The organism is Pseudomonas mosselii (assembly GCF_005796105.1).
Classification (GTDB): domain Bacteria; phylum Pseudomonadota; class Gammaproteobacteria; order Pseudomonadales; family Pseudomonadaceae; genus Aquipseudomonas; species Aquipseudomonas mosselii_C.
This window is the reverse complement of record NZ_VAUO01000007.1, coordinates 90,839-115,671: the sequence shown is the minus strand read 5'-3', so window position 1 is coordinate 115,671 and position 24,833 is coordinate 90,839. Positions and strand designations below refer to the sequence as shown.

Sequence of the window (24,833 nt, the reverse complement as noted above, 5' to 3'; positions counted from 1 at the left end):
GGGCCCGAATGGCCTCTATAGTGCCCGAGCTTTACGCCGCTGTCAGGCCAGTGGGCCACGTGGGTAGCGGCGCAGCTTTTCGCTCAGTTCGCGCCCGGGAATGGGACGGTCGAACAGGTAGCCCTGGCCGACGTCGCAGCGGTGGCGGCGCAGGAAGGCCAATTGCGCGGGGGTCTCGATACCTTCGGCGACCACCTTGAGCTTGAGGTTGTGGGCCATGGCCACCACCGCCGAGGTGATTTCCATGTCGTCCTGGTTGTCGGGGATCTCGTTGATGAAGCTGCGGTCGATCTTGATGATGTCGATCGGAAACTTCTTCAGGTAGCTCAGCGATGAGTAACCGGTGCCGAAGTCGTCCATCGCCAGGGTCAGGCCCAGGGCCTTGAGTTCGTCGAGCTGGCGATGGGTGTCCTCGCGGGCTTCGAGTAGCAGGCCCTCGGTCAGCTCCAGTTCCAGCAGGTGTGGCGGCAGCGCTTCCTCCTTGAGGATGCTGCCGATCGAGCCAACCAGCTCGGGGTCGGAGAACTGCTTGGGCGACAGGTTGATGGCCACGTGCAGGTTGCCCAGGCCGTCCTCGCGCAGCTGTTGGCTCATGCGGCAGGCTTGGCGCACCACCCACTTGCCGATGGGGATGATCAGGCCGGTCTCTTCGGCCACGCTGATGAACTGGTCGGGGCGGATCATGCCGCGCTCGGGGTGGTTCCAGCGCAGCAGCGCTTCAAGGCCCAGCAGGCGACCGCTGCGCAGGCACAGCTTGGGCTGGTAGAAGACTTCCAGTTCGTTCTGGGTCAGGGCGCGGCGCAGGTTGTTCTCGACGAACAGCTTGTAGCTGGCTTCGGCGTTGAGCACCTCGGTGAACACCTGTACCTGATGCTTGCCATTGGCCTTGGCCTTGTGCAGGGCCAGGCCTGCGTTCTTCATCAGGGTGGCCGGGTCGCTGCCGTGCAGCGGCGCGTAGGCCAGGCCCACGGAGGCGGTGACGTTGATCAGCTGGTTGTCGACGAACATGGGTTTGTCGAGGGTGCGCAACAACTGGTGGGCGATGTCCTGGCCGTCTTCGAGGTGGGTGTCATCCAGCAGCACGGCGAACTCGTTGCTGGCAAAGCGTGCCAGGCTACCGCTGCTGTTGAGGCTGTTGCGCAGGCGCCGGGCCAAGCTGATCAACAGCTTGTCACCGGTTTGGTGGCCGAGGCTGTCGTTGATCCGCTTGAAGTTGTCGATGTCCACCAGCAGCAGGCAAATCGGGCTTGCGTCATCGCGGGCGAAGCGTTCGTCGAGGCTGCGGATGAACGCAGGGCGGTTGCCCAGGTTGGTCAGGTTGTCGGTGTAGGCCAGGCGTTCGATGCGCTGTTGTGCGAGCTTGGTCTGGGTGATGTCTTCGTAGATGCCGATGTAATGCGTCAGCTCGCGGTTATCGCCGTACACCTTGGAGATCGACAGCTGCCCCCAATAGGGTTCGAGGTTCTTGCGTCGGCTCTTGAACTCGCCTTGCCAGCTGTTGCCCATGGCCAGGCTCGACGGCGAGTCGAACAGCAGCTCGCTGAGGTTCGCCAGCGCTGGCAGCTCGGCCAAGTGATGGCCTTGGACTTCGTCGGTGCTGTATTGGGTGATCGCGGTGAAGCTTGGGTTGACGTACTCCACCACGCCGTCGCGATTTACCAGCAAAAAGGCGCTGGCACTCTGCTCCACGGCACGTTGGAACAGGTGCAGGGCGCTGGCTGCGGTGCGCCGGTTGTGGTTGTTGATGACCTGGGCGAACTGGTCGGCCAACTCGCCGGCAAAGGCGATCTCGTCGGACTGCCAGGCCCGTGGCATGCCGTTTTGTTCCAGGCACAGCACGCCGACGACCTGGCCGTCGATGCGGATACTGGCGTCGAGCATGGCGCTTTCGTTGTCGCCGTGCAGCAGCTCGGCCATTTCGCGGGTGCGCGGATCGTGGCTGGCGTTGTGGGCGTCGATGGCGCGGCTGGCGTGCAGGGCTTCGAGATAGCTGGGGAAGCGGCTGGCGTCGATGGCCTGGGGCAAGCGGTGCTGCTGTTCGAGGCGATACCAGGCGCTGATCGGTTCGAGCCGCTGGTCGTGCAGGTACCAGATGCTGGCGCAGTCGACGCTGTAGATCTCACAAGCGCTCTGGGTGATCAGTTCGGCGGCTTCGAGCAGCGAGTTGTTCACGCTGTAGCGTTGGCGAGCCAGGCGCAGAATCAGGTCCTGCTGGGCACGTACGCGCTCGAGGTGCTCGAACTGTTCCTGCTGGGCGCGCTGGTTCAGTTGCAGGGCCAGTTGCAGGCGATTGTTGCGCGACTCCAGATCGTTGGCGTCGGGGTCGTTGCTGTCCAGGGGCTGGTCGTCCAGCACCGTCAGGTAGCCGCGCAGCAGTTGGCGGTTGTGCTGCTTGTAGCTTTCGCCGACTTCGAGCAGGCGGACTGGCTCCGGGCCGCAGTGCAGGGTATAGCGCACCCGGTAATGACTGCGTTGGGCGAGTTGCTGCTGGATTTCGTCGTGCAGCCGATAGCGTGCCTCGGGTTCCATCAGGCTGGCGAAGGGTGCGTCGATCAGGGCGCACAGGTCGGCAGCGGGCAGGCCGAATTGGCGCTCGCAGGCCGGGTCCAGGTAGAGCAGGGTCCAGCAGGCTTCGTTCAGCCGTTCGAAGCGCAGCATGCCGAGCCGCGAAGGCACGGGGAGCTGCGTGACGACCTCGGCCGCCACACGGCTGGCGGCATCGGGTTGGCTTTTCATCGAAGACTCGCTTGAACAAGGCAGGTGCGCGGCGGATCGCGGCGCGTTGGGCAAGGTTGCATCATGTCCCGAAGGCTGGCAAGCGGCCATGAAGGATGCTGTGAACAGGTTGTCGGCTCGCAGGGTGAAATCTGTAGGTCCTGCATAGGATTACGCGCCTTTTGTAGGAGCGGCCTTGCCGGGGCGCCGGACCGGCCGGAAAGGGGCGCGCAGCGGCCCCAGGACCATAGCCTCATGCAGCATCGTTGGGGCTGCTTCGCAGCCCTTTCGCGGCACAAGGCCGCTCTCATAGAGATACACATAACTTGTTGATTTATAAGGAATTTGTGGGGGCGGGCTTGCCGGAGTGCCGGACCACCGCGAACACCGGCAAAGCCGGTGCCATCCACCGAGTCGCCTGCTTCGCGGGCAAGTCGGGGCGCCGAACCGCCGCTCCCACAGGGTACGCGGAGCGCTTGCGAAATCAGTTCTCTGCGCGACAGCGCAGCCCAAAGGGCTGGGTGATCTCCTACAAGGACACATAAAACCTTGAGGCAAAAAAAGCCCCGCCAAGGGGCGGGGTTGAGGTACGAGCGTGGCAGCTCGAAAACAGTGCCGCCCCTGCTGGTAGGGGCGGCTTGTGCTGCGTTACAGCAGCATGGTGCGGATGTCGCCCAGCACGTCGCCCAGGCGCTTGGTGAAGCGCGCGGCGGCAGCACCGTTGATGACACGGTGATCGTAGGACAGCGACAGCGGCAGCATCAGCTTGGGCTGGAAGGCCTTGCCATCCCAGACCGGCTGCATGGTCGCCTTGGAGACGCCCAGGATAGCCACCTCAGGCGCGTTGACGATCGGCGTGAAGCCGGTGCCGCCAATGTGGCCGAGGCTGGAGATGGTGAAGCAAGCGCCCTGCATGTCGTCTGCCGAGAGCTTCTTGGTGCGGGCTTTTTCGGCCAGCGCCGCAGCTTCGGCAGCCAGTTGCAGCAGGCTCTTCTGGTCGACGTTCTTGATCACAGGGACCAGCAGGCCGTCCGGGGTGTCTACGGCGAAGCCGATGTGCACGTACTTCTTGCGGATCACAGCCTTGCCGCTTGGCGCCAGCGAGCTGTTGAAGTCCGGCAGTTCCTTGAGCAGGAATGCGCAGGCCTTGAGCAGCAGTGGCAGCACGGTCAGCTTGACGCCAGCCTTTTCCGCCACCGCCTTCTGCGCGACGCGGAAGGCTTCCAGCTCGGTGATGTCGGCGGAGTCGAACTGGGTCACGTGCGGCACGTTCAGCCAGCTGCGGTGCAGGTTGGCGGCACCGACCTGCATCAGGCGGGTCAGGGCGACTTCTTCGACTTCACCGAACTTGCTGAAGTCCACGGCAGGGATCGGCGGAATACCGGCGCCGCCGGTCGCACCGGCAGCTGCCGGGGCTTCCTTGGCCTTCTGCATCATGGCCTTGACGTAAACCTGCACGTCTTCCTTCAGGATACGGCCGTGCGGGCCAGTGGCCGCGACCGCGCCCAGGTCGACACCGAATTCACGGGCCAGCTGACGCACGGCTGGGCCTGCGTGAACCTTGGCGTTGCTGCCGGCTGCCGGTGCGGTAGCGACCGGCGCAGCGGCTGCAGGAGCCGGGGCAGCGGCTGGCGCGGCAGCCGGAGCAGGTGCAGCAGCTGGGGCAGCAGCGGCCGGAGCCGGTGCGGCAGCCGGCGCGGCGCCAGCGACTTTCAGCTTGAAGATCAGGTCGCCAGTGCCGACTTCGTCTTCGAGCTTGCACAGCACTTCCTCGACTACGCCAGCAGCCGGCGACGGGATCTCCATGGAGGCCTTGTCGGACTCCAGGGTGATCAGCGACTGGTCGGCTTCGACGGTATCGCCGACCTTGACCAGCACTTCGATGATCTTGGCCTTGCCCGACGAGCCGATGTCCGGCACGTGGATGTCTTGCACGGCGGCGGCAGCTGGGGCGGCGGCCGGCGCAGGAGCCGCGGCGGCTTCAGCGGCGGGTGCCGGTGCAGCAGCCGGGGCAGGGGCAGCGGCCGGAGCCTCGGGGGCCGCAGCAGCGGCGCCCTCGGCTTCCAGGACCAGCAGCTCGTCGCCTTCTTTCAGGCGGTCGCCCAGCTTGACCTTCAGTTCCTTGATGACGCCGGCCTTCGGAGCCGGGATCTCCATGGAGGCCTTGTCGGACTCCAGGGTCAGCAGGCTTTGGTCAGCCTCGATACGGTCACCGACCTTGACGAACAGCTCGATGATTTCACCTTCACCGCTGCCGATGTCAGGTACGCGAATGAGTTCGCTCACTTAAAAATACTCCTCAGCAGTCCAGTGGGTTGCGCTTGTCCGGGTCGATGCCGAACTTGACGATGGCGTCAGCCACAACCTTGGGTTCGATCTCGCCACGGTCAGCCAGGGCTTCCAGGGCAGCCAGCACGACGAAGTGGCGGTCGACTTCGAAGAAGTGACGCAGCTTCTTGCGGCTGTCGCTGCGACCGTAACCGTCGGTACCCAGGACTTTGAACTCTTTGCTCGGCACCCACTGGCGAATCTGCTCGGCGAACAGCTTCATGTAGTCGGTGGAGGCGATGACCGGGCCTTTGCGACCGTTCAGGCACTGCTCGACGTAGGTCTGCTGTGGCTTCTGGCCAGGCTTGAGGCGGTTGGCGCGTTCCACGGCCAGGCCGTCGCGACGCAGTTCGTTGAAGCTGGTGACGCTCCACACGTCGGCACCGACGTTGAACTCTTCACGCAGGATCTTCGCCGCTTCGCGGACTTCACGCAGGATGGTGCCCGAGCCCATCAGCTGAACGTGGTGCGCGGCATCGCGGGTGTCTTCTTCGAGCAGGTACATGCCCTTGATGATGCCTTCCTCGACACCGGCAGGCATGGCTGGCTGCTGGTAGGATTCGTTCATCACGGTGATGTAGTAGAAGATGTCCTGTTGCTCTTCGGTCATCTTCTTCATGCCGTCCTGAATGATCACCGCCAGCTCGTAGCCGTAGGTCGGATCGTAGGTGCGGCAGTTCGGGATGGTGCCCGCCATCATGTGGCTGTGACCGTCTTCGTGCTGCAGGCCTTCACCGTTCAGGGTGGTACGGCCGGCGGTACCGCCGATCAGGAAACCACGGGTGCGGCTGTCGCCAGCGGCCCAGGCCAGGTCGCCGATACGCTGGAAGCCGAACATCGAGTAGAAGATGTAGAACGGCAACATCGGCTGGTTGTGGCAGCTGTACGAAGTACCGGCAGCGATGAACGACGACATGGCGCCGGCTTCGTTGATGCCTTCTTCGAGGATCTGGCCCTTCTTGTCTTCGCGGTAGAACATCACCTGGTCTTTATCGACTGGCTCGTAGAGCTGGCCGACCGAGGAGTAGATGCCCAGCTGACGGAACATGCCTTCCATACCGAAGGTACGTGCTTCGTCCGGGATGATCGGCACGATGCGCTGGCCGATTTCCTTGTCCTTGACCAGTTGCGCCAGGATGCGCACGAAGGCCATGGTGGTGGAAATTTCGCGGTCGCCCGAGCCGTCGAGGATCGCCTTGAGGGTTTCCAGCGGCGGGGTCGGCACGCTGAAGCTCTTGGCACGGCGCTGAGGCACGAAACCGCCCAGGGCAGCGCGGCGCTCGGCCAGGTACTTGGCCTCGGCGGAGCCTTCTTCTGGTTTGAAGAACGGCAGGTTCTCGAGGTCGGCATCCTTGACCGGGATATCGAAGCGGTCACGGAAGTGACGCAGGCTGTCGACGTCGACCTTCTTGGTGTTGTGCGCGGTGTTCTTGGCTTCGCCAGCACCGGTGCCGTAACCCTTGATGGTCTTGGCCAGGATGACGGTAGGCTGCTCTTTGTGGTTCACCGCCTGGTGGTACGCCGCGTACACCTTGTACGGGTCGTGACCGCCACGGTTGAGCTTCCAGATCTCGTCGTCGGACAGGTCTTCGACCATGGCCTTGAGTTCTGGGGTGTTGAAGAAGTGTTCACGCACGTACGCGCCGTCTTTGGCTTTGTAGTTCTGGTACTCGCCGTCGATGACTTCGTCCATGCGGCGCTGCAGGGCACCGTTGGTGTCCTTGGCCAGCAGTGGGTCCCAGAAGCGGCCCCAGACGACTTTGTTGACGTTCCAGCCACCGCCACGGAACACGCCTTCGAGTTCCTGGATGATCTTGCCGTTGCCGCGAACCGGGCCGTCCAGGCGCTGCAGGTTGCAGTTGATGACGAAGATCAGGTTGTCCAGCTTCTCGCGGCCGGCCAGGGCGATTGCGCCCAGGGATTCCGGCTCGTCGCACTCGCCGTCGCCCATGAAGCACCAGACCTTCTGCTTGCCGGCCGGGATGAAGCCGCGAGCTTCCAGGTACTTCATGAAGCGTGCCTGGTAGATGGCCTGGATCGGACCCAGACCCATCGAAACGGTCGGGAACTGCCAGAAGTCAGGCATCAGCCATGGATGCGGGTACGAGGACAGGCCATTGCCGTCCACTTCCTGACGGAAGTTGTTCATCTGCTCTTCGTTGATGCGGCCTTCCATGAAGGCGCGGGCGTAGACGCCTGGCGAGGCGTGGCCCTGGAAGAAGATCAGATCGCCGCCGTGCTCTTCGGTCGGGGCCTGGAAGAAGTAGTTGAAGCCGATGTCGTACAGCGTGGCGCTGGAGGCGAAGCTCGAGATGTGGCCACCCAGGTCCGAGTCTTTCAGGTTGGTACGCATGACCATGGCCAGGGCGTTCCAACGCACCATCGAGCGAATGCGGCGTTCCATGAACAGGTCGCCAGGCATGCGTGCTTCGTGGGTGACAGGGATCGTGTTGCGGTATGGCGTGGTGATGGCGTAGGGCAGCTGAGAGCCACTGCGGGTGGCCAGCTCGCCCATGCGGGTCATCAGGTAATGAGCGCGGTCTTCGCCTTCTTTGTCGAGGACCGACTCCAGGGCATCCAGCCATTCCTGGGTTTCGATTGGATCGAGGTCTTGCATGGCTTGCTCCAGGGCGGAAAGGCCACCAGAATCGGTGGCCTGAGTTTGCGACTGGCCTTATGGGCAGACGTCGTGAATTCTTGGATTACCGGACAGTCATCCGGCGCGGTGTAGTTTTACTACAAATGGATTCGCATTTCATGCTTTTACACGCCATGGGTAGTAGTAAAACTACACAAATGCGACGTTTGGTCGCACTCCGGGTTGTGGAGAAAAACGTTCATGTTGGTTGGTGCTGTGTCGTGATCGGGTGATTCTTGATGGTTTCAGCCAATGATTCGACTTTTTCAGCTATTTACAACTTTTGTATGACAGTCCAACCGTCATTCGGCGGTGTTTTACCCCATTCAACCCCTCACTTTCACGCCGATCAAGGATAGACCATGCGCCTGCCTTTGCCGCTCGATCTGCCTGCCGCCCTCCAACCGCTGGTCGCTCGTAACCGTCAGTTCCTGCGCGAGGCCGTCGCCGCGCAACCTGCACTGAACCCGGACACGTGGAGCGCCGCCCATCAACAGCAGTTCGACCAGGTGTGCGCCGCCAGCGATTTCGTGCTCGGCCAGCTCCAGCGTGAGCCTGCGGTGCTGTTCGAGCTGCTGGCAAGCGGCCAGATGGACCGCCCGTTCGCCCCCGGCGAGCTGCGCGGGCAGGTCAATGCCGTGGCCCAGGCTGCGCAGAGCGAGGATGAACTGGCGCGCAACCTGCGCCGCGAACGCAACCGCCAGCAGTTGCGCATCATCTGGCGTGACATTACCCGCCAGGCGGCGCTGGGCGAGACCTGTCGCGACCTGTCGGACCTGGCCGATGCCGCTATCGACGAAGCGTATCTGTGGCTGTACCCGCGCCACTGCCAGCAGTTCGGCACGCCCATTGGCCGGCGCAGTGGCCAGCCGCAGGCGATGGTGGTGCTGGGCATGGGCAAGCTGGGCGCAGGGGAGCTGAACCTGTCCTCGGACATCGACCTGATCTTCGCCTTCCCCGAGGGCGGCGAGACCGAAGGGGTCAAGCGCTCGCTGGACAACCAGGAATTCTTCACCCGCCTCGGCCAGCGCCTGATCAAGGCGCTGGACCCGGTGACCGTCGACGGCTTCGTGTTCCGCGTTGACATGCGCCTGCGCCCTTACGGCTCGGCGGGTGCGTTGGTGCTGAGCTTCAACGCGCTGGAGCAGTATTACCAGGATCAGGGCCGTGACTGGGAACGCTACGCGATGATCAAGGCGCGAGTGGTGGCGGGCGATCAGGTCGCGGGTGCGCAGTTGCAGGAAATGCTGCGTCCGTTCGTCTATCGGCGTTACCTGGACTTTTCGGCGATCGAAGCGCTGCGCAGCATGAAGCAGCTGATCCAGCAGGAGGTGCGGCGCAAGGGCATGGCCGACAACATCAAGCTCGGCGCTGGCGGCATCCGCGAAGTGGAGTTCATCGCCCAGGCCTTCCAGCTGATTCACGGCGGGCGCGACCTGAGCCTGCAACAGCGCCCGCTGCTCAAGGTGCTCGCCACCCTCGAAGGCCAGGGCTACCTGCCGCCAGCGGTGGTCGCCGAGCTGCACGAGGGCTACGCGTTCCTGCGCTATACCGAGCACGCCATCCAGGCCATTGCCGACCGTCAGACCCAGATGCTGCCAGACGACAGTCAGGATCGTGAGCGCATCGCCTACATGCTCGGTTTTAGCGACTGGAGCTGCTTCCATGAGCAGTTGATGCACTGGCGCAGACGTATTGACTGGCACTTCCGCCAAGTGATCGCCGACCCCGATGAAGATGAGGTCGAAGGCGAACTGGTGGTCGGCGGCGAGTGGTCGCCGCTGTGGGAGCAGGCCCAGGACGAAGAGGCCGCTTGCCGTCAGCTGGAAGAGGCCGGGTTCAAGGTGCCCGCCGAAGCGTTGCGGCGTCTTGCTGCCCTACGCGCAAGCCCCGCGCTGCGTTCGATGCAGCGCATTGGTCGTGAGCGCCTGGATGCCTTTATTCCACGCTTGCTGGCCCAGGCCGTCGAGCACGACAACCCGGACTTGGTGCTGGAGCGGGTATTGCCGCTGGTTGAGGCCGTGGCCCGCCGCTCCGCGTACCTGGTGCTGCTCACCGAAAACCCCGGCGCCCTGCGGCGCCTGCTGACCCTGTGCGCCGCCAGCCCGTGGATCGCCGAGCAGATCGCACGATACCCGTTGCTGCTCGACGAGTTGCTCAACGAAGGCCGTCTGTTCAGCCCGCCCCTGGCGCCGGAACTGGCCGCCGAGCTGCGCGAGCGTCTGACGCGGATTCCCGAGGATGATCTGGAGCAGCAGATGGAGGCGCTGCGCCACTTCAAGCTGGCCCACAGCCTGCGGGTGGCGGCCTCGGAGATCACCGGCAACTTGCCGTTGATGAAGGTCAGCGACTACCTGACCTGGCTGGCCGAGGCGATCCTCGACCAGGTCCTGGCCCTGGCCTGGCGGCACACCGTAGCCCGCTACGGCCAGCCGCAGCGTAGCGACGGCAGCCTGTGCGACCCAGGCTTCATCATCGTCGGCTATGGCAAGGTCGGTGGGATCGAGCTGGGCCATGGCTCGGACCTGGACCTGGTGTTCATCCATGACGGCGACCCGAATGCCGAGACCGATGGCGCCAAACCCATCGATGGCGCGCAGTTCTTCACCCGCCTGGGCCAGCGCATCATTCACCTGCTGACCACCCAGACCAACTCCGGCCAACTCTACGACGTGGACATGCGCCTGCGCCCCTCGGGTGCATCGGGGTTGTTGGTCAGCTCGCTGGGCGCTTTCGAGCGCTACCAGCAAGCCGAGGCCTGGACCTGGGAGCATCAGGCGCTGGTACGGGCGCGGGTGCTGGTGGGCTGCGGGCAGGTGGCACAGGCCTTCGAGGGCGTACGCGCGCGGGTACTGGGCAAGCCCCGCGAACTCGACACGCTGCGCGTCGAAGTGAGCGAAATGCGCGCCAAGATGCGCGACAACCTGGGATCTAAGGGGACTGCCGCAGGCACTGCTGGCAATGCCTTCGAGGCCGGTCAGCCGTTCGACATCAAGCAGGATGCGGGCGGTATCGTCGATATCGAATTTATGGTGCAATACGCCGCTTTGGCCTGGTCCCATGACCACCCGAGCCTGCTGCGCTGGACCGATAACATCCGCCTGCTCGAAGAGCTTGAGCAGGCCGGACTGATGCCCGCCGCCGATGCCGTGCTGCTGCGCGAGGTGTACAAGGCGTTCCGTTCGGCCTCGCACCGCCAGGCGTTGCAGAAACAGGCGGGGGTGATCGATGCCGCGCAGTTCGTCGATGAACGCCGCCAGGTGCGGCGGATCTGGGGTCAGTTGGGGTTGACGTGAGCGTTTTTGGGGCCGCTTTGCGGCCCTTTCGCGGCACAAGGCCGCTCCTACAGGGGGAACGCCTTTGCTGTAGGAGCGGCCTTGCGCCGCGAAAGGGCTGCGCAGCAGCCCCAGAAAACCTCTCTCAGCCCGCAGTGGTACACTGTGCGCCACATAGCCTGAATATAAAGAGGGGAGGCCAGGTTGCAGATCAGCCTGCAGCCTCCCCGAATGTTTCTGGATAACCCATGAGAATACTGATCATTGGCCCCAGCTGGGTCGGCGACATGGTGATGGCGCAAACTTTGTTCCAGTGCCTGAAACAACAGCACCCCGACAGCGTGATTGACGTGCTGGCCCCCGAATGGAGCCGGCCAATCCTCGAACGCATGCCCGAAGTGCGCCAGGCCTTGAGCTTCCCGCTCGGCCATGGTGCGCTGGCGTTGGCCACGCGTCGGCGCATCGGCAAGTCGCTGGCGGGTCAGTATGACCAGGCCATTTTGTTGCCCAACTCGCTCAAGTCGGCGCTGGTGCCGTACTTCGCCGACATCCCCGTGCGCACCGGCTGGCGCGGCGAAATGCGTTACTTGCTGCTTAACGACGTGCGCAAGCTGGACAAGGCGCGCTACCCGCTGATGATCGAGCGTTTCATGGCCCTGGCCTATGCGCCTGATGCGCCGCTGCCGCAACCCTACCCACGCCCGAGCTTGCGCATTGAGGCCGCCAGCCGCGATGCCGCACTGGCCAAATTCGGTCTGGCGCTGGACCGCCCGCTGCTGGTGTTGTGCCCCGGCGCCGAGTTCGGCGAGGCCAAGCGTTGGCCGAGCGAGCATTACGCTGCCGTGGCCGAGGCGATGATCCGCCAGGGCTGGCAAGTGTGGTTGTTCGGCTCGAAGAAGGACCACCCTGTCGGCGAGCAGATCCGCGACCGACTGATTCCGGGCCTGCGCGAAGAGTCCTACAACCTGGCGGGCGAGACCTCACTGGCCGAGGCTATCGATCTGATGTCCTGCGCCGATGCTGTGGTGTCCAACGATTCCGGCCTGATGCACGTGGCGGCGGCACTGAACCGCCCGTTGGTGGCCGTGTACGGCTCGACCTCGCCGGGCTTCACGCCGCCGCTGGCCGACCAGGTCGAGGTGGTGCGTACCGGCATCGAATGCAGCCCGTGCTTCGAGCGCACCTGCCGTTTCGGCCATTACAATTGCCTGCGTCTGCTGGAGCCTGGAAAAGTCATTGCTGCCCTGCACAGCCTGGGTGGTCCGAACCTGATCGATAGCTTGGCCGAGGTCGACTGAGTGCGGGTACTGATCATCAAGACGTCGTCGCTGGGCGACGTCATTCACACCCTCCCGGCGCTCACCGATGCGGCCCATGCGATTCCCGGCATCCGCTTCGACTGGGTGGTCGAGGAAGGCTTCGCCGAGATCCCCACCTGGCATCCGGCGGTCGACCAGGTGATCCCGGTGGCGATTCGCCGCTGGCGCAAGAACCTCTGGCAGACCCTCAAGAGTGGCGAGTGGAAGGCGTTCAAACAGCGCCTGCGGGCGCGTAAGTACGACCTGGTGATCGATGCCCAGGGGCTGCTCAAGTCGGCTTGGCTGACACGCTACGTCAAGGCTCCGGTGGCCGGGCTCGACCGCTATTCGGCACGCGAAGGTCTGGCCAGCAGGTTCTATGACCGGCGTCTGTCGGTCGCCCTCGGCCAGCACGCGGTCGAACGGGTACGCCAGCTGTTCGCCCTGGCCCTGGCCTACGACATTCCCGAAGGCGTCGGCGATTACGGCCTTGACCTGAACCGTCTGCAACTGCCACCGGTCGCACCCTACGTGGTGTTCCTGCACGGCACCACCTGGGCCACCAAACACTGGCCCGAAGCCTATTGGCGCGAGCTGGCCGAGCGTATGGGCCGGCGCAAGTTGCAGGTGCTGCTGCCTTGGGGCAACCCTGCGGAAAAGGCCAGGGCCGAGCGGATTGCGCAAGGCTTGAACAACTGCCAGGTGCTCCCCAAATTGAACCTTGCAGGGGTTGCCCGCGTGTTGGCCGCTGCCAAGGCCTGCGTGGCCGTGGACACCGGACTTGGCCACCTGGCGGCCGCGCTGGATGTGCCGACCATCTCGCTGTTCGGCCCCACCAACCCTGGTCTGACCGGTGCCTACGGACGCGCCCAGATCCACCAGGCGAGCAACTTTGCCTGCGCCCCGTGCCTGCAGAAGAAGTGCACCTACAAGCCGAGCGCAGAGGATCTGCGCCGGTTCGATCTCAAACGCGAGTGGCCGTTGTGCTTCACTCGCCTGAATCCCGAGCATGTGGCGGGCCGCTTGAGCGCGCTGCTGCTGGCTGAGGATGTTCGTTGATGCAACTGGCTTTCGTGCTCTACAAATACTTCCCTTTCGGCGGGCTGCAACGCGATTTCATGCGCATCGCACTCGAATGCCAGAAGCGTGGTCACCAGATCCGCGTCTACACGCTGATCTGGGAAGGTGACATTCCGCCTGGCTTCGAGGTGCTGGTGGCGCCGGTCAAGGCGTTGTTCAACCACCGCCGCAACGAGAAGCTCAGCGCCTGGATGGACGCCGACCTGGCCAAGCGCCCAGTGGACCGGCTGATCGGCTTCAACAAAATGCCCGGCCTGGACGTTTACTACGCCGCCGATGGCTGCTTCGAGGACAAGGCCCAGACCCTGCGCGGCGGCCTGTACCGTCGCTGGGGTCGCTACCGGCATTTCGCCGAGTACGAGCGTGCGGTGTTCGCCCAGGATGCGCGTACCGAGATCCTGATGATCTCCGAGGTGCAGCAACCGCTGTTCATCAAGCACTACGGCACGCCGCAGGCGCGTTTCCACCTGCTGCCACCGGGGATTTCCCAGGACCGCCGGCGCCCGGCTGACGCCGATGCGATTCGTGCCGAGTTCCGTCGTGAATTCGGCTTGTCAGACGACCAACTGCTGCTGGTGCAGATCGGCTCGGGCTTCAAGACCAAGGGCGTAGACCGCAGCCTCAAGGCCCTGGCCGCGCTGCCTGCAAGCTTGCGCAAGCGTACCCGGTTGATGGTCATCGGCCAGGACGACCCCAAGCTGTTCCAGGTGCAGAGCACCGCGCTGGGCTTGGGTGAGCAGGTGCAGTTTCTCAAGGGGCGCAGCGATATCCCGCGCTTCCTGCTGGGCGCCGACCTGCTGATCCACCCGGCCTACAACGAGAACACCGGCACCGTGCTGCTCGAAGCACTGGTCGCCGGGTTGCCGGTGCTGGTCTCGAAAGTCTGCGGCTATGCCCACTACATCGCCGAGGCCGACAGTGGCCTGGTGCTGGACGATCCGTTCGCGCAGGAGCAGCTCAACCAGTACCTGCAACGCATGCTTGAAGACGGCCCGGCGCGTGCCGCCTGGTCGCGCAATGGCGTGACCTTCGCCGGCAGCGCCGATCTGTACAGCATGCCGCAGCATGCCGCCGATGTGATCCTGGGCGAGGGACAGGCATGAAACTGATGCTGGCCGAACCCTTCAAGCGCCTGTGGGCCGGGCGCGACGCGTTCGATGCGGTCGAGCAATTGCAGGGCGAGGTGTACCGCGAGCTGGAAGGCCGGCGGACGCTGCGTACCGAAGTCGACGGCGAGGGGTTCTTCGTCAAGATCCACCGCGGCATTGGCTGGGGCGAGATCTTCAAGAACCTGTTCAGCGCCAAGCTGCCGGTGCTCGGCGCAGGCCAGGAGTGGAAAGCCATCCAGCGCCTGCATGAGGTCGGCGTACCGACCATGACTGCCGTGGCCTACGGCGAGCGCGGCAGCAACCCGGCGACCCAGCACTCGTTCATCGTCACCGAAGAACTGGCGCCCACCGTGAGCCTGGAAGACTTCAGCCTCGACTGGGTCAAGCAGCCGCCTGAGCCGCGCCTCAAGCGCGCGCTGATCGCTGAAGTGGCGAAAATGACCGGTGGCATGCACCGCGCAGGGGTCAACCATCGTGACTGCTACATCTGTCACTTTTTGCTGCACACCGACCGTCCGGTGACGGCGGATGACTTCAAACTGTCGGTGATCGACCTGCATCGCGCGCAGACCCGCGCGACAATCACCCGGCGCTGGCGTGACAAGGACCTGGCTGCGCTGTACTTCTCGGCGCTGGACATCGGCCTGACCCGGCGCGACAAGCTGCGCTTTCTACGCGGATACTTCCAGCGTCCGCTGCGCCAGGTACTCAAGGAAGAAGCCGCGCTGCTCGCCTGGCTCGAACGCAAGGCGCAAAAACTCTACGATCGCAAGCAACGCTATGGGGATGCACTCTGATGGCGGGTTGGACACTGGCGCCAGGCTATCAGCCGCTGGCGGCGGACTTTGGCAGTCTCGAAGCGGTGTTCGCCTTGCAGGGCGAACACCTGACCCGTGACCCGTTGAGCGAGGTCATTCGTATCGAGCGTGACGGGGTCAACTACTACGTCAAGCGCTACACCGGCGCCGGTAAACACATGCGCCGCTTCCTCGGACGCCCGCGGATCAAGGCCGAGTGGCAGAACCTCAAGCAGTTCGCCAAGTGGGGTATTCCCACCGCTGACGTGGTGGCCTGGGGGCTCGAGCGCAACGGGCTGTCGTTTGGCCGTGGGGCGATGGTCACCCGCGAGTTGCCGCGCACCGAAGACCTCTCGGTATTGGCCGAGCGTAACGACCCGCGCCTGCACGACCGCGCCTGGGTCGATCACGTGAGCCGGCAACTGGCGCGGCACACCCGCCAGATGCACGACCACCACTTTGCCCACAACGACCTGAAGTGGCGCAACCTGCTGGTGGACGATCAGGGTACGGTGTTCTTCATCGACTGTCCGACGGGGGACTTCTGGCGCGGTTTCATGTTGCGCCATCGCCTGATCAAGGACCTGGCCTGCCTGGACAAGGTCGCCAAGTATCACTTGTCGGCGACCCAGCGCCTGCGTTTCTACTTGCAGTACCGTCGCCATGATCGCCTGACCCCCCGTGACAAGCGGCGTGTGCGTCAGGTGTTGAGCTTTTTCGAGGGAAGGGAATGACCGATTACCTGGCCAGCACCGACCAGGCGCTGCTCAAACGCCACGGCCTGAGCGATTTCGAGACGCTGTGGGCATTGCAGCTCGACGCGGTGGACGAACCCAATACCGGGCGCGGCGGTTGGAGCAGCGTGTTCCGCCTGGAGCTGGAGGGCAAGGGCTACTACCTCAAGCGCCAGAGCGATTACCTCACGCGGACCCTGCACCGTCCCTTCGGCGAGCCGACCCTGGCCCGCGAGTTTCGCAACATCAGCCGCTACCAAAAGCTAGGCATCCCGGCGTTGCAGGCGGTGTTCTACGGCGAGCGCAAGCAAGGCGGACAGCACCGCGCCATGCTCATGACCCGCGCCCTGGACGACTGGCGCGACCTGGATCAGTTGCTCGGCCAATGGCCACAACTGGCCGAGCCGCAGCGCGATGGCATCCTGCGCGCCTGTGGCCAGTTGGCCCGGACGCTGCACCGGGCCGGCCAGGTACACGGCTGCTTCTACCCTAAGCACATCTTCCTGCGTGAGCGCCGCGAAGACTGGCAGGCGCAGTTGATCGACTTGGAGAAGACCCGCCCGCTGCTGTTCGGCATGCGTGATCGGCTCAAGGATCTGGAGCCGCTGTTGCGCCGCGCCGATACCTGGACCGAGGCCGACGTGCGCGTCCTGTTGTCTGCCTACCTTGAACAGCCGCTCGACAGCGCGTTGGTCGGCACCTGGATGCAACGCCTGACACAACGCCGTCGCCACAAAGAGGGCCGCTGATGCGCCTGTCCGAACTCAAGGCCGCCGGGCGCAGCCCGACCCTGCCGCTGACCATCACCCTCGCCGATGCGGCAGGGCCTGCCGACCTGCAACTGCTCAGCCTGCTGCGGGTGCTGCCTGGCCAGCGTTATGTGGGCGCAGGTATCTGGCGCGGCACCAAGGTGCTGGCCAAGCTGTTGGTCGGCGGCAGTGCCGCACGGCACTTCCAGCGCGAACGGGACGGTGCCCGGCTGATGGCCGATCAGGGTCTGAGCACGCCCCGCCTGTTAGCTGACGGCCTGCAGGACGGCGAGGGTGGCTGGTTGCTGTTCGAGTTCCTCGACCACGCCCAGAGCCTGGGGGATGCGTGGGCCGAGGTGGAACACTTGCCGATGCTGGCCGACGCGCAGCATGAGGTGCTCGGTGAGGCGTTGACGGCTGTGGCGCAGATGCACGCCAAGGGGCTGTGGCAAGACGACCTGCACCTGGACAACCTGCTGCGCCAGGACGGTCGGCTGTACCTGATCGATGGTGCCGGGATCAAGGCCGAGACCCCAGGCCAGCAGCTTTCGCGTCAGCGGGTGCTGGAAAACCTCGGGGTGTTCTTCGCGCAATTGCCCAAGCGTCTGGAGCCGTTCATCGAAGAGGCGCTGGTGCACTATCTGTTGGCCAACGCCGAACACGCATTGCCCCTTGAAGCCTTGCTCAAGCAGGTGGACAAGGTGCGCGCCTGGCGCCTGAAGGACTATCTGGAGAAAGCCGGGCGCGAATGCACGCTGTTCAGCGTCGAGCGCAGTCTGTCGGGGTTGCGTGCGATCCGCCGTGAAGAGCGTGAGGCATTGCTACCGGTGCTGGAGCAGGCCGATGCGCTGATCGACCGGGGGCAGTTGTACAAGACTGGCGGCGCCGCCAGCGTGGCGCGGGTCGAAGTGAACGGGCGTGCGCTGTTGCTCAAACGCTACAACATCAAAAGTACCGCCCATTGGTTCAAGCGCTTCTGGCGTCCGAGCCGGGCCTGGCATGCGTGGATCGAAGGCAATCGCCTGGCATTCCTCGATATCGCCACCCCGCGCCCGTTGGCGGTGCTGGAAACCCGCACCTTGGGGCTGCGTAGCCGTGCCTACCTGGTGACCGAGCATATCGATGGCCCCGACCTGGTCGCGTGCTTCGCTCCGTTCGTGGACACTGGCGAGGCCCCAGACGAACAGGTCGAGGCCTTGGTCCACCTGATGCAGCAGCTGATTCGCGAGCGTATCAGCCACGGTGACTTCAAGGGCCACAACCTGTTCTGGGTCGACGGCCAGTGGTCGCTGATCGACCTCGACGCTACGTGCCAGCACGCGACCCAGCTCAGCTTCGCCCCGGCCTTCGCCCGCGACCGGGCGCGCTTGCTGCGCAACTGGCCGAGCAGCAGCGCGTTGCACCAGCGGTTGGATCAAGTGCTGCCGCGTCTGCCTGAGTAGCCAGGGGCTGGTCTTGCCGAGCGTCAGGTGGGCATCGCCAGCCAGTCACTGCTGCGGCCGGCCTGGCGCACGCGGATGCGCCATTGCCCGTCCACGTTGCGCAGCACCGCCCACACCGGCACGCGACTGGTCGGTACTTGCAGGTGCAGGTGCCCCGGCAGCAGGTGGCGACGCACTGGCAGTTGCCAGTTCGCGATACGCAGGTACAACTGCCCATCGGCGTCGAAAAGGCTGTCGTCGAGCGCAGTGCCGGGGGCGGCGAGTCCCAGGTGACAGTCGTCGAACAACTGCCCCAGGTCCGGCAGACCGTCGTGCCAGTGCAGCGCTGAGTCCAGTACCCACTGGCCTTGGGTGTCACGGCGCACGGGCAGTTGCAGATACGCCTCGGGGTACCCCGGTTCGACTGCACGCCAGCGGTAGCCATCGAAACTCACGTTGTAATGGCGGCCCTGCTCGTCGCGAATGAAGTAGCGGGTTGGGCCTGGCTCCCCGGATACCCACTCGTAGATCCCCTCGCCGTGTATACCGTCGGTACGATAGCGCAGCTTCGCCACGTCCGGCTTGGCAACGTAGTGATCGGGGATGGGGATCGGTGGGCGCGGCGGCAGGCCACGCAGCGCCCGGCGCATCACGGCGGAGCCGGCGAAACCGTGGATCGCGTCGATCGTATGACTGAAAGCACCCAGCGCGTGGTGCAGCGCGGCCTCACGGTCCGTGCGTTCGAGCGCTTCGAGGCCTTCTATGACCGATACGGCAGCACGCGCGAATGCCAAGGCTGACAACGCCGGATACGGCAGCACCAAGCTGACCAGATCGAGCAGCAGGTGCAAGCTGTCGATCGCGACGTGCCCCAGCAGTTCGCGATTGCTGCGGGTTTGTGCATCGGCTCGGGCGAGCAGGTCCTGCACTTCGGCGCGGTAGCAGGCGCGCAGCAGGTCACCTTTGATCGTTGGGCGCTGCACGTGTGGCCCGAGTCGGCCCTTGCTCAGCAGCTTCTCGAGCTGTTGCGCGTTGGCCAAGGGCGTACGTGCAATCACATAGGCGCGCAGTGCCGGGTTCTCGCGCAGGTCGCGCAGCAGGGCACGGGCATTGCGGTACTCGCGCCATGGGCGGCGGTCTGGTGCATCCGGTGCGTAGACCAGCAGCGAGGTCAGGTGCGAGGCTTCGGCGTTGATCAACAGCACCCCGGTAACGGTATGCGTGAGGATCAGCAGCTGCCGCACGCTCAGCCGAGGCAGGCCGGGCGCGCTGCGGGTTTCGCTGTTGGGCTGTTCGAGCACCGCCCGGGCCCAGTGGTAGCCGCGTTGGAACGGGTCTTCGAGCAAGTGCCGGGCATAGTGCGCCTTGACCAGCTCGGCGTGCATGCGTGCCTTGTTGATCCGGCCGTGGGCGCGCTCGCGCCAGCCCCCCTCCAACGAATCAAGCAGGTGTTTGCGTACGAAGCGTGTATAGCCGGTGCCCACGTCCAGCTCGCGCACCATGTCCTTGACCCTGGCGGCGCTGAGACTGGGCAGCGCGTTACCTTCAGCGTCGTGCACGCGGGCGGTTAGCCAGTAGTCGGTGTCGAACCATGCGATGTTCATCAAGGCCAGCTCGTCCAGTGGGTAGGTGCGCTTGACCAACTCGATGCTGCCACCATGGCGTTGAGTATTGGCCACGGCTACGTAGCTTGAGGGTTGCAGCGGATTGAGCAGCGCACCGACCTGTCGCGCCAGGGTGACGCTGATCTGAATGCGCTCGGGCGCCAGGTCCAGACCAGGGTCGCGCCGCAGCCGTTCGCGCAAGCGGCTACGGGTCCAGGAAATCAGGTTTTCGCGCTGGTTGAATTGCTGGAGGTCGAGAATTCCCGGCGCTGCGCCTTGCTCGATCGCCACCGCCAGTTCCTGAAGGGTTTGCATGACGTGGCTGAGGGCTTGCGGCGGTGCCTGGCGCAGCCAGCTCGGGAGATGTTTTTCGAGTAGCAGACTGTAGCGCGTGGCCAAGGCGTGACGGCTACCCATCGGACCGAGCAGGTCCATGGCGTTACGCAGTGTGTGCTCCAAGGTTGGCAGTGGCGGGGGGCTGACGCCTTGCCAGGCCGTTTGCCAGGCATGCAGGGTGCACGCGTGCTGGCGTTCGATCAGGCTGTCGGTTTGCTGTTCTGTCAGGGCCTCGGCACACCATTCGTAGCGCAATCGGTCCGCTAGCAAGATCCCTTCGACCGGGTGATGAGGACTGAGCAGGCTAAGCAGCGGCAGGCTTTGCCACGGGTCGTCGAGGCGCTCGCATAATTCGGTGTGCAACAGCGCTAGGCTGTCGAAGGCCTCGATCCCATGGCTGATACTGCACAGCACGGCTGCGCCGTTGGTGGCCTGCGGCAGTGCCTCGGCACCTTGGACGGCGCCTGCGACGAGCACCAGTACGCCGGGCAGAGGCACCCGGCGATTGGGGCTGAGGGTACTGAACACTGGGCGATACAGTTGAGGCTGCTGTTCGACGGGCAAATGCTGGCGTTGCCAAGGCAGCGGCAGGTCGAGACAGGTGCGCACCTGCGCGGCGTGCTCGACGGACAAGGTGTGGTCAGCCACGCGCAGGTCTAGTTCGGCTCGCAGTTGCTCGAGGCGGATGCGCTGTAGTTGTTGTCGACGCGAGCTACCGGTAGGGCTGACTTCGGCCCAGAAGTGACTCAGGTCGCCGAACAGCTGCTGGCGCATGTGCGCCAGGGGTAACTCGGTTTGCAGAGATGGCAACTGCGCCTGTAGCTCGCGGATACGACCGTCGAGGTGTTCCAGATGTTGTAGCGGGGTCATGGGCAGGGCTCCTTGGGCGGGAATGCAAGCCTGCCCCTTGCCCGCTGGCGCCACGCGGTAGCCGGTTAGCCCCTACGGCAAAATCCGCTCAGGCCAAGGCCTGTCGTCAGCCCCAGGCCTAGCCAGGCCAACGCGTCCCAAGCCCCGTCGCCCAGCAGGGCAGCGAACAGTCCGGTCAGCGTCAATGCTGCCACCAAGGCGGGCCAAGCGAGGATCCGCCCGGTACTTTGCGGCCTGCGGTTCACACCGATACCTCTCTGGTTTTGCGCTGCTTGCCCCACCATAGATACAGCCCACTGCCGAGCACGACGATGCTCAGCACGTCGAGCAGCGCCCAGAGGATCTGCATCGGGCGTGCGCCGTAGTCGCCGAAATGCAGTGGCTGCGACAGGCCCATGGCGTCCATGTACCAGGGGCGCTCGCCCACGGCGGTCACCGCCAGCGAGCGGGCGTCGATCAGCACCGGGGTGAGCAGGTGCGAGGTCAGGTGGCTGGCGCCTTTCATGAACACCGCATAGTGGTGCTCGCTGGAAAAGCGCGTGCCGGGGAAGGCGATGAAATCCGGGCGCATGCCGGGGGCGGCGCGCTCGGCGATGTCCAGCAGTTGCGTGGCCGGTGCGCGTTCGGTGAGCGGCGGGGCATCGCGGTAGGGCGCGACCATCGCGGCCAGGCTGTCGTTGCGCCAAGCCGCGATGACCAGGTCGGACAGCGCGCTGATCACCCCGGTGACGCCCACCACCAGCGCCCAGCTGAGGGTGACCACGCCGATCAGGTTGTGCCGGTCGAGCCAGCGCAGCCGGCGCGACTTGTCGTGGCGTACCGTGGCGAACCGCAGCCGGCGCATGAAAGGCGCATACAGCACGCTGCCCGAGACGATCGCCACGACGAACAGCACGCCCATGAAGGCCAGCAGCAGCTTGCCGGGCAGTCCTGCGAACAGGTCCACGTGCAGGCGCAGCATGACCATCATGAAGCCGCCATTGGCTGCCGGCATGGCCAGCGCCTCGCCGGTGCGGGCATCGAGCATGAACGTGTGGGAGGCGTTGGGTTCGGTGCCCGCGCTGGCGGCCATGATCGCCACCACGCCGTTGGGGGCGTCTTCGTCGTAGCCGAAGTATTGCAGCACTTCGCCCGGGCGATGCTGCTCGGCCTTGAGCACCAGCTGCTGCAGGTCCAGATGCGGGGTATCTGCCGGCAACGCGCGCAACTGCGGGGCATCGCCCAGCAGGTGCTCGAGTTCGTGGTGGAAGATCAGCGGCAGGCCTGTGAGCGCGAGCAGCAGCAGGAATACGGTGCAGACCAGGCTGCTCCAGGTATGGACGAAGGACCAGCGGCGGAGGGTTTGGCTTTTCATCGGGTCTTGATCTGACTGTTTTCATGGGGCCATTGCATGGCAGTCAGAATTCCAACTGAGCGGAGAACTGCACGGTACGCGGATCGCCCAAGTAGGAACTGTTCAGCCAATACGCCTTATCGGCCAGGTTGGCTACGTTGAGGCGCAGGGTTACGTCGTTAGCGTCTGCCAGGTGGATTTTGTAGCGGGCGCCGGCATCGAAGGTGGTGAACGATGGCAGGCTGACGGTATTGGCTTCATCAGCGTACTGCTTGCCGGTGTAGTAGGCGCCACCGGTCAGGGCTAGGCCGGGTATGGCATTGATGTCGTACTCGGCGTAGACCTTGGCCATCTGTTTGGCAACGTTGACGGGGGCGTTGCCGTCGTTGGCGGCAGTGGCGCCTTTCTTGATTTTTGGGTCGAGCACGGTGATGCCACCGACTACGGTCAGCTCCGGCGCGAGCTTGCCGGTGACGCTGAATTCCATGCCGTTGTTTTCCTGGCGGCCATCCTGAACGTAGACCCTTTGGCCATTGGTGTAGTTGTTCGGCTTGTCGATGTTGAACAGCGCCAGGGTGAACAACGTTTCGCCCACGGTCGCCTTGACGCCGATCTCGTACTGCTCGCTGACCTGTGGCGCCATTGCCTGGCCTGCGTTCACGGCATTGCTGGGCGCGGTACTGCCCGATTGCAGGCCTTCAATGTAGGTGGCGTAGGTGGTCAGCCATGGCACTGGCTTATAGATGATCGAGACGTTCGGCGAGGTTTTGCTCTTGTCGTAGCGCGTCTTCTTCTCCGGGTTGGAGTAGATGAAGTCGTTGCTGTAGCTCTTGATCTGGGTCTGGGTTACGCCAAGGATGGTGGACCACTGCTCGTTGATCGTGATGATGTCGCCGAGCAGGAAATTGTTGTTGGTGGCTGTGCTGGCCAGGCGTTTGTTGCCATGGCCGATAGACCAGTCCGGCTTGTCGACCTGTGGCTGCTCGCCGATCGGCAGTGTGCCGACAGGCGATTGGTACTGCCAGGCCGTGGGGAAGTTGTCGTCGTACTTCTTGATCCGGCTGGTATTGCCCTGATAGCCAAGGGTCAGCTTGTGCCCGAGCGACCCGGTACTGAAGGCGGCGTCGAGGAACAACGAGGCGGATTGCTCCTTGGTTTGCATCGGCGCAAAGGCGTAAATCGGCTGGCTATAGGTGGTCGCGCTGGTCAGCGTCGGTCCAGTGTAGGTGTATTCGTCGGTGTACTGTTGCGCCGCGACTGCCGCGCGCAGGGTGAAGGTGTCGTTCATGCGCCAGTTGGCGCGCACGCCGGCCTTGTCGGTTTCGTTGTCCGAGAACGACCATTTCTGGCTGTAGAGTTTGTCGTTCTTTAGCGACGAGGCGTCCGGGCGCTCGATGCCGGCAGGGACGTACCAGTAGCTGCTCAGGCCGCGCATCTGGGTTTTGCGGTGGGACGCGTCGAACTGGATTTGCAGGTCGTCGCTGACGTTCCAGTCCAGCGCTGCGCTGATCATCTGGCGGCGGCGTTTTTGCAGGTCGATGGCGGTCTCGCCATCCTGCGTCAGCAGGTTCAGCCGATAGGCAAATACCCCGGCGTCGTCGATCTTGCCGCCAAAGTCGCCATGCAGGTAGTAGTTCTCACCGCCAGCATTGCCCAGTGTGACGCTGTTGTAGCGATGGTAGGTCGGGCGCTTGAGCACATAGTTGACCAGCCCGCCTGGGGTCGCCGGGCCATAGAGAAAGCCGGTTAGGCCGGTGATGATTTCCAGCTGTTCGGTGTCTTCGATGAAGTTGCCGGCATCGGCACCATTGCTGAAGCGCAGGCCGTCGTTGGCGATATTCATGTTGCCTGAGCCGCTAAAGCCACGAATCGCCACGGCGCTGGCATACCCGGCAGCGCGTGGGCTGGAGATCTGCGTGGCTGGATTGCGCTTGAATACGTCGTCCAGGCTGGTGGTGAGGGTGTTCTTCAGATAGTCCTGGGACGCCACGCTCATCGAGTAGGGTGTGTCCTGCAACGTCATGGCGCCGAGGGCGCCGACGTTCCTCACGGTCTCGGCGCGATAGCCGGAAGCGGCGCTACCGTCGGCGTTGGCCAGCGTCGCGTTGATGTCGGTAGTGGGCAGGGCGATGGCATTTTCTTCGACCAACACCAGGCTGTAGCTGCCGGCACTGCTTTGCTGCAGCTGCAACCCGGTCCCCCGCAGCGCCGCTTGAAGTGCCCCGACTGCGTTGTACTGACCTTGTACCGGCGCTGACGTGCGTCCGCTGGCCAGCGCCGGATCCAGTGCCAGGGTAACTCCGGCCTGGCTGGCGATGTGGTTCAGGGTGCTGGCCAGCGGTGCGCTGGGCAGGTCATAGCTGTGTAGCGCCGATGGTTCGGCGGCGAACAGGGCGGGGCTGGCCAACGGGGTGGACAGGCCGATGGCCAAGGCCAACAGGCTGGGGCGAAGCAAGGCATCAACAGCGCGGGACATGCAGCGGCTCCTCGACGGATAAGTGCTAACTGCTTCCTTGCCGAGCGAGATTCAAAAAGTGACAGGGGGA

At 64.3% G+C, this 24,833-nt stretch carries 15 protein-coding genes; 8 read left to right on the top strand and 7 right to left on the bottom strand.

Annotation, left to right across the window (positions count from 1 at the left end):
- Positions 1–42: 42 nt before the first annotated feature.
- From FEM01_RS15745 to aceE, 3 genes are all read right to left on the bottom strand, one after another.
- Positions 43–2,736, bottom strand: coding sequence for a putative bifunctional diguanylate cyclase/phosphodiesterase (locus FEM01_RS15745; RefSeq protein WP_138220414.1), 2,694 nt, complete (start codon positions 2,734–2,736; stop codon positions 43–45).
- Positions 2,737–3,363: 627 nt separating this feature from the next.
- Positions 3,364–5,001: a dihydrolipoyllysine-residue acetyltransferase gene (gene aceF, locus FEM01_RS15740; RefSeq protein ID WP_138220413.1), complete on the bottom strand. Its 1,638-nt coding sequence runs from the start codon at positions 4,999–5,001 to the stop codon at positions 3,364–3,366.
- Positions 5,002–5,014: 13 nt separating this feature from the next.
- Positions 5,015–7,660, bottom strand: a complete 2,646-nt coding sequence (gene aceE, locus FEM01_RS15735) for a pyruvate dehydrogenase (acetyl-transferring), homodimeric type (protein ID WP_138220412.1) — start codon at positions 7,658–7,660, stop codon at positions 5,015–5,017.
- A gap of 383 nt (positions 7,661–8,043) precedes the next feature.
- On the opposite strand from aceE, the gene glnE reads away from it, so the two are divergent.
- The 8 genes from glnE (at position 8,044) to FEM01_RS15695 (ending at position 18,165) form a co-directional block, all read left to right on the top strand.
- Complete coding sequence (gene glnE, locus FEM01_RS15730; RefSeq protein WP_138220411.1) at positions 8,044–10,977, top strand: bifunctional [glutamate--ammonia ligase]-adenylyl-L-tyrosine phosphorylase/[glutamate--ammonia-ligase] adenylyltransferase; 2,934 nt, start codon at positions 8,044–8,046, stop codon at positions 10,975–10,977.
- A gap of 227 nt (positions 10,978–11,204) precedes the next feature.
- Positions 11,205–12,254 (top strand): lipopolysaccharide heptosyltransferase II, encoded by a 1,050-nt coding sequence (gene waaF / locus FEM01_RS15725; RefSeq protein ID WP_138220410.1) that lies wholly within the window; start codon positions 11,205–11,207, stop codon positions 12,252–12,254.
- A complete protein-coding gene (gene waaC / locus FEM01_RS15720) occupies positions 12,255–13,313 on the top strand; it encodes a lipopolysaccharide heptosyltransferase I (protein ID WP_138220409.1) in 1,059 nt (352 codons plus the stop codon).
- Positions 13,313–14,437: a glycosyltransferase family 4 protein gene (locus FEM01_RS15715; RefSeq protein WP_138220408.1), complete on the top strand. Its 1,125-nt coding sequence runs from the start codon at positions 13,313–13,315 to the stop codon at positions 14,435–14,437. The genes waaC and FEM01_RS15715 overlap by 1 nt, the downstream gene beginning before the upstream one ends.
- On the top strand, positions 14,434–15,240 hold the full coding sequence (rfaP, locus tag FEM01_RS15710) for a lipopolysaccharide core heptose(I) kinase RfaP (protein WP_138220407.1): 807 nt from the start codon (positions 14,434–14,436) through the stop codon (positions 15,238–15,240). The genes FEM01_RS15715 and rfaP overlap by 4 nt, the downstream gene beginning before the upstream one ends.
- Positions 15,240–15,974: a lipopolysaccharide kinase InaA family protein gene (locus tag FEM01_RS15705; protein ID WP_138220406.1), complete on the top strand. Its 735-nt coding sequence runs from the start codon at positions 15,240–15,242 to the stop codon at positions 15,972–15,974. Before rfaP ends, FEM01_RS15705 begins: the two co-directional genes overlap by 1 nt.
- A complete protein-coding gene (locus tag FEM01_RS15700; RefSeq protein WP_138220405.1) occupies positions 15,971–16,723 on the top strand; it encodes a lipopolysaccharide kinase InaA family protein in 753 nt (250 codons plus the stop codon). Before FEM01_RS15705 ends, FEM01_RS15700 begins: the two co-directional genes overlap by 4 nt.
- The gene (locus tag FEM01_RS15695) at positions 16,723–18,165 is read left to right on the top strand and encodes a lipopolysaccharide kinase InaA family protein (RefSeq protein WP_138220404.1); all 1,443 of its coding nucleotides are present in this window, start codon (positions 16,723–16,725) and stop codon (positions 18,163–18,165) included. Before FEM01_RS15700 ends, FEM01_RS15695 begins: the two co-directional genes overlap by 1 nt.
- 23 nt (positions 18,166–18,188) lie before the next feature.
- Here the strand turns inward: FEM01_RS15695 and FEM01_RS15690 are convergent, their stop codons facing one another.
- The 4 genes from FEM01_RS15690 to FEM01_RS15675 form a co-directional block, all read right to left on the bottom strand.
- A complete protein-coding gene (locus FEM01_RS15690) occupies positions 18,189–20,954 on the bottom strand; it encodes a dermonecrotic toxin domain-containing protein (RefSeq protein WP_138220403.1) in 2,766 nt (921 codons plus the stop codon).
- 65 nt (positions 20,955–21,019) lie between these two features.
- Complete coding sequence (locus tag FEM01_RS24415) at positions 21,020–21,199, bottom strand: hypothetical protein (RefSeq protein WP_138220402.1); 180 nt, start codon at positions 21,197–21,199, stop codon at positions 21,020–21,022.
- Complete coding sequence (locus tag FEM01_RS15680; RefSeq protein WP_138220401.1) at positions 21,196–22,308, bottom strand: PepSY-associated TM helix domain-containing protein; 1,113 nt, start codon at positions 22,306–22,308, stop codon at positions 21,196–21,198. Before FEM01_RS15680 ends, FEM01_RS24415 begins: the two co-directional genes overlap by 4 nt.
- A gap of 43 nt (positions 22,309–22,351) precedes the next feature.
- Positions 22,352–24,763 carry a TonB-dependent receptor gene (locus tag FEM01_RS15675; RefSeq protein WP_138220400.1) on the bottom strand — a complete coding sequence of 804 codons (2,412 nt, stop codon included), beginning with the start codon at positions 24,761–24,763 and terminating at the stop codon, positions 22,352–22,354.
- Positions 24,764–24,833 lie beyond the last annotated feature (70 nt).